This window comes from Staphylococcus sp. HMSC061G12, assembly GCF_001838465.1.
GTDB classification, from domain to species: domain Bacteria; phylum Bacillota; class Bacilli; order Staphylococcales; family Staphylococcaceae; genus Staphylococcus; species Staphylococcus simulans.
Map to the genome: position 1 here is coordinate 1 of NZ_KV837137.1, position 7,359 is coordinate 7,359.

The 7,359-nt window shown below is 42.7% G+C and carries 1 protein-coding gene and 1 pseudogene; both read left to right on the top strand.

All coding sequences use genetic code 11. The features are described from left to right. On the top strand, window positions 1-4,193 hold a 4,193-nt coding region (locus HMPREF2937_RS13755; RefSeq protein WP_373879075.1), incomplete at its 5' end, for a beta strand repeat-containing protein. Window positions 4,194-4,351: 158 nt separating this feature from the next. Further along, a pseudogene (locus HMPREF2937_RS09200) lies at window positions 4,352-7,359 on the top strand (DUF4988 domain-containing protein); the annotation flags it as partial.

A 7,359-nucleotide genomic window follows, 5' to 3' on the forward strand; every position in this document is an offset into this window, starting at 1 on the left:
CAACAGGAGCCGCAGGTAAAGACGCCGCACCATTGACAGTGACTGGTGAAACTAAAGATGGTCAAGGTAATACTGTCGTTAACTTTAGTGATGGTTCGCATGTAACGATTTCTAAAGGGGACAAAGGTGATACTGGAGCCCAAGGAGCTAAGGGTGACAAAGGTGCTACAGGCGCAACTGGAGCACAAGGTGCGAAAGGTGAAGATGGCAAATCTATCACAATCACATCAACAGAACCGCAAGCGAACGGCGATATCAAAGTCAACTTCAGTGACGGTAAATCCATCGTAGTACCAAAAGGTGCAAAAGGCGATAAAGGAGAAGATGCAGCGCCGTTAACAGTAGTTAAAGAAACAAAAGATGCGGCCGGCAACACAGTCGTACATTTCAGCGACGGTAAAACAGCAACAATCTCTAAAGGGGATAAAGGTGATACGGGTGCACAAGGCGCGAAAGGTGAAACAGGCGCAACAGGAGCCACAGGTAAAGACGCCACACCATTAACAGTGACTGGTGAAACAAAAGATGCAGCTGGCAACACAGTAGTACACTTCAGTGACGGTTCACAAGCCACAATTTCTAAAGGTGACAAAGGTGATACGGGTGCCACAGGAGCAACTGGAGCAACAGGTGCGAAAGGTGAAGATGGAAAATCTATCACAATCACATCAACAGAACCACAAGCGAACGGCGATATCAAAGTAAACTTTAGCGATGGAAAATCTATCGTAGTACCAAAAGGTGCTAAAGGCGATAAAGGAGAAGATGCTGCGCCGTTAACAGTTGTTAAAGAAACAAAAGACGCAGCTGGCAACACAGTCGTGCATTTCAGCGATGGTAAAACCGCTACAATTTCTAAGGGTGATACAGGTGCAACAGGTGCCGCAGGTAAAGATGCTGCACCATTGACAGTAACTTCATCTGAAAAAGATGGTCAAGGTAATACATTAGTTCACTTTAGTGATGGCTCTACAATTACTGTAGATAAAGGTGACCGTGGAGAAACAGGAGCTCAAGGTGCTAAAGGAGACCCGGGTAAAGACGGTACATCTATTGGAATCGATAAAATCGAAACATTAGCTGACGGTACAACAAAAGTAACCTTTACTGATGGAAAATCATTCGAAATTCCTAAAGGTCAAGATGGTACTTCAGTTACAATTACTGAAACTAAAACACTTCCTAATGGAAATAAAGAAGTAACATTCTCAGACGGTAAGAAACTTGAAATTCCTAAAGGAGATAAAGGGGACACAGGCGCAACAGGTGCCGCAGGTAAAGATGCTGCACCGTTAACAGTGACTGGTGAAACTAAAGATGCGCAAGGCAATACAATTGTGAACTTTAGTGATGGTTCTCACGCAACAATCTCTAAAGGGGACAAAGGTGATACTGGTGCACAAGGTGCAACTGGTGAAACAGGTGCTAAAGGCGAAAAAGGTGATTCAATTTCAATCACAAGTATCACACCACAAGCCAATGGTGATACAAAAGTAGTCTTCTCAGACGGCAAAGAATTAACAATTCCTAAGGGTGCGAAAGGTGACAAGGGTGATACAGGCGCAGCAGGTGCGGATGCTAAACCTCTTACAGTTACTGAAACAACAAAAGACCCTGAAGGTAATACAGTGATCCATTTCAGCGACGGTCAAACAGCAACTGTTTCTAAAGGAGATAAAGGTGACGCAGGGGTAGCTGGTAAAGATGCGGCACCATTAACAGTCACAAAAACTGATAAAGATGCAGCTGGAAATACTGTTGTACACTTTAGTGATGGTTCACAAGCTGTTATTTCTAAAGGAGACAAAGGTGATACGGGTGCACAAGGTGCGACTGGTGAAACAGGTGCTACCGGAGCTACTGGTGAGAAAGGTGAAAAAGGTGATTCAATTTCAATCACAAGCATCACACCACAAGCGAACGGTGATACAAAAGTAGTCTTCTCAGATGGTAAAGAATTAACAATTCCAAAAGGTGCGAAAGGTGACACAGGTGCAGCCGGCGCAGACGCTAAACCACTTACAGTAACTAGCACAACTAAAGATGCTGATGGTAATACAGTCATCCACTTCAGTGATGGTCAAACAGCGACTGTTTCTAAAGGGGACAAAGGTGAAACTGGTGCCACTGGTGAAAAAGGTGCAGATGGTACTTCAGTTACTATCACAAACACTGAAACAACACCAACTGGAGATACAAAAGTTACATTCAGTGATGGACATGTTATCACAATACCAAAAGGTAAAGATGGTCAATCTGTAACTGTAGAAAGTTCTGCTCCAGATAAAGACGGCAATACTGTTGTACACTTTAGTGATGGCAGCAACGTTACTATCCCTAAAGGAGATAAAGGTGATGCAGGTGCAGCTGGTAAAGATGCAGCGCCATTAACAGTCACAAAAACTGATAAAGATGCAGCTGGCAATACAGTCGTTCACTTCAGTGACGGTTCACAAGCAGTCATCTCTAAAGGAGAGAAAGGCGATACAGGTGCGACAGGCGCAACTGGTGCTACTGGTGAAAAAGGCGAATCTGTTTCAATTAAGAGCATCGAACCACAAGCGAATGGTGATACAAAAGTCATCTTCTCAGATGGTAAAGAATTAACAATTCCTAAAGGTGCGAAAGGTGACACAGGTGCAGCTGGTAAAGACGCTGAACCACTTACAGTAACTAGCACAACTAAAGATCCTGAAGGCAACACAGTTATCCACTTCAGCGACGGCCAAACAGCAACAGTCTCTAAAGGGGACAAAGGTGATACAGGCGCAACCGGTGCGAATGGTAAAGATGCAGCACCATTAACAGTTACTGGTGAAACTAAAGATGCGGCTGGCAATACAGTTGTTCACTTCAGTGATAACTCAACAGCGACTATCTCTAAAGGAGATAAAGGCGATACAGGTGCGACAGGTGAAAAAGGTGAATCTGTTTCAATTAAGAGTATCGAACCACAAGCCAATGGCGATACAAAAGTAGTCTTCTCAGATGGCAAAGAATTAACAATTCCTAAAGGTGAAAAAGGCGATACAGGCGCAGCTGGCGCAGACGCTAAACCACTCACAGTTACAGAAACTACTAAAGATGAAGCGGGCAACACAGTTATTCACTTCAGTGATGGTCAAACAGCAACAGTCTCTAAAGGAGATAAAGGTGATACTGGTGCAGCTGGTAAAGATGGTACGTCTATCACAATCGCAAGTATCGAACCACAAGCAAACGGAGATACAAAAGTGACTTTCTCTGATGGTCAATCTATCACAGTGCCAAAAGGTAAAGATGGTACATCAGTGACAATCACAAAAACTGAAACATTACCAAATGGTAATAAACAAGTGACATTCTCAGACGGTAAAACACTTGAAATTCCTAAAGGGGATAAAGGTGATACAGGTGCTGCAGGTGAAAAAGGTGCAGACGGTACTTCAGTGACTGTTCAAAGCTCTGAACAAACACCAGATGGCACAAAAGTTACATTTAGTGATGGTAAATCAATTACAGTGCCAAAAGGTAAAGATGGCGCATCTATTACAGTAAAATCATCTGAACCAAATGCGGATGGTGATACAGTTGTAACATTCAGTGATGGTTCACAAGTTGTGGTTCCTAAAGGCGCGAAAGGCGACACAGGTGCTCAAGGTGAAGCTGGTAAAGATGGTGCTTCAATCACTATCACAGGTACAGAAACTACACCTGAAGGTAATACGAAAGTTAACTTCTCAGATGGTCACTCTATTACAATCAACAAAGGCGACAAAGGTGAAACTGGCGCAGCCGGTGTAGATGGTAAAGATGGTAAATCAATCACAATTACTTCAAGTAAAGTGCTTGATAATGGTGATAATGAAGTAACATTCTCAGATGGAACTAAGATTACAATCCCTAAAGGCGCGAAAGGTGATGCAGGTGACTCAATCACAGTTCAAGGCACAAAACCTTTAGAAAATGGCGATATCGAAGTAACATTCTCAGATGGCACAAAAGTGACTATTCCAAAAGGTGCTAAAGGGGACAAAGGTGAAACTGGTGCACAAGGTGAGAAAGGCGCAGATGCTGCACCGTTAACTGTTCAAAGTACTGAAAAAGATAAAGATGGCAACACAGTCATCCACTTCAGCGATGGCGGAACTGCGACAATCTCTAAAGGAGATAAAGGTGACGCTGGTGAAAAGGTGCAGACGGTACTTCAGTAACTGTTGATCAAATCAATAAATTACCAAATGGTGATTCTGAAGTTGTCTTCAGCGATGGTAAAAAAGTAACAATCCCTAAAGGCGACAAAGGTGATGCTGGACAAGATGCTAAACCTCTTACAGTTACAGGTTCTGAAAAAGATGCGGATGGCAATACCGTGATTCGCTTCAGCGACGGTAGCACTGCCACTGTTTCTAAAGGGGATAAAGGTGAAACTGGCGCAGCGGGTGTTGACGGAAAAGATGGTACATCTATCACAATCACAAGTGTGACACCACAAGAAAACGGCGATACAAAAGTAGTCTTTTCTGATGGCAAAGAAGTAACAATTCCTAAAGGTGCCAAAGGTGATACAGGCGCCGCAGGTAAAGATGCGGCACCATTAACAGTCACTGAAACAACAAAAGATGATGCTGGTAATACAGTCGTTCACTTCAGTGATGGTTCACAAGCTGTCATCTCTAAAGGGGATAAAGGTGATACTGGCGCAACCGGCGCAAACGGTAAAGATGGTCAATCTATTACAGTTCAAAACGTTGCTCCAGATAAAGATGGCAATACAGAAGTCACATTCTCAGATGGTTCTAAAGTTGTCATTCCGAAAGCTAAAGACGGTAAAGCAATCACAATTACCGCTACTGAAACAACACCAGAAGGTAATTCGAAAGTGACATTCTCTGATGGTACATCTATCACGATTGCGAAAGGTGAAAAAGGCGACAAAGGTGAAGCTGGTAAAGACGCAGCCCCACTTACAGTCACTGGTACATCTCAAGATCCTGACGGTAATACAATCTTAGACTTCAGCGATGGTTCACATGCGACAATTCCAAAAGCCAAAGATGGTGTGAATGGTAAAGATGGTCAATCAATCACAATCACTGAAACAGCTGTTCAACCAGATGGTTCAACAAAACTTACATTCAGTGATGGTCATGATGTCATCATTCCTAAAGGTGAAAAAGGAGATAAAGGTGACCCAGGTACTTCAATCACAATTACAAGTACTGAAACAACACCAGAAGGCGCTACAAAAGTCACATTCTCTGACGGTAAAGTCATCACAATTCCTAAAGGTGCTGATGGTCAATCTGTAACGGTAGATAGTTCAAAACCTGATGCAGATGGCAACACAGTTGTGACATTCTCTGATGGCAGCACAATCACTATTCCAAAAGGAACAAAAGGTGATAAAGGCGATACTGGAGAAACAGGTGCAGCAGGTCAATCAGTTACAGTTGCGAAAGTAGAACCGCAACCAAACGGCGATACAAAAGTAACGTTCTCAGATGGTAAAGAAGTTGTGATTCCTAAAGGAGAAAAAGGCGACAAAGGTGATACTGGTGCACAAGGTGAAGCAGGACAAAATGGTGCGGACGGTAAATCAATTACTGTTCAAAGTACAACGCCTGACGCTGACGGTAATACAGTAGTGACTTTCTCTGACGGTTCAAAAGTTGTACTTCCAAAAGCCAAAGACGGTAAAGATGGTACATCAGTTACAGTTCAAAGCACAGAAACAACACCAGAAGGTAATACGAAAGTCACATTCTCTGATGGACATGAAATCACAATCGCAAAAGGCGATAAAGGTGATAAAGGCGATTCGGTTACAGTTGCGAAAGTAGAACCGCAACCAAATGGTGATACAAAAGTTACATTCTCTGACGGTAAAGAAATTGTCATTCCTAAAGGAGAAAAAGGTGACCCAGGTAAAGACGGTGTAGATGGTAAAGATGCAGCACCATTAACAGTTACAAGCACTGAAAAAGATGCGGACGGCAACACTGTTATTCACTTCAGTGATGGTGGTACAGCAGTTATCTCTAAAGGCGATAAAGGTGCAGATGGTCAATCTATTACAGTTCAAAATGTTGCGCCAGATAAAGATGGTAATACAGAAGTAACGTTCTCAGATGGCTCTAAAGTGACAATTCCTAAAGCGAAAGATGGCGTAGACGGTAAGTCAGTTACTATTACTGGTAACGAAGCATTACCAAGCGGTGATATCAAAGTTACATTCAGTGATGGACATGAAATCATCATTCCTAAAGGCGCTAAAGGAGATGCAGGCGCATCAGTTACTGTAGTTAAAACAACGAAAGATCCAGATGGCAACACTGTAGTTAACTTCAGTGATGGCAGCAGCGTCACAATCCCTAAAGGAGATAAAGGCGACAAAGGTGCAGACGGTACATCAGTGACTATTACAGGCACAGAAGTACAACCTGACGGCTCAACTAAAGTAACGTTCTCAGATGGTCGTGAAATCAACATTCCTAAAGGATTAGACGGTAAATCTGTCACAATTACTAAAGCTGAACCAGATGCTGATGGCAACACAGTGATTGACTTCAGTGATGGTTCGAAAGTTACTGTGCCGAAAGGTAAAGATGGCGTAGATGGTAAATCAATTACTATCACAAATACTGAAAACTTACCTAATGGCGATGTTAAAGTGACATTCAGCGATGGACACGAAGTTGTAATACCTAAAGGTGCTAAAGGAGATAAAGGTGAAGATGGACAATCTATCACAATTACTTCTTCTACAGTTCAACCAGATGGTAATACGAAAGTAGTCTTCAGCGATGGACATGAAATTGTCGTTCCAAAAGGCCAAGATGGTAAATCAATCTCTATTACTTCAACAACGAAAGATCCTAATGGAAATACAGTTGTAGAATTTAGCGATGGTACTTCAGTTACAATCTCAAAAGGAGATAAAGGTGACCAAGGTTTACCTGGTAAAGACGGTGCAGACGGAAAATCAGTTACAGTAACAGGTCAAACAATCGACCCTGACGGCAATACAAAAGTAACATTCAGTGACGGCAACACAATCACAGTACCGAAAGGCAAAGACGGAACTTCAGTTACAGTCAAAGATTCACATCCAGATGCAGATGGTAATACCGTTGTAGAATTCAGTGATGGTTCAACAGCTACAATTGCGAAAGGCAAAGACGGTCGCGATGGTAAAGATGGCCGTGACGGAAAAGACGGTAAATCAATCACAGTGACAGGTCAAACAATCGATCCGAATGGTAACACAGTAGTGACATTCAGCGATGGTAATTCAATTACAGTACCAAAAGGTAAAGATGGCACTTCGGTTACAGTCAAAGGTTCAAGCCAAGATCCAAACGGTAATACAGTGATTGA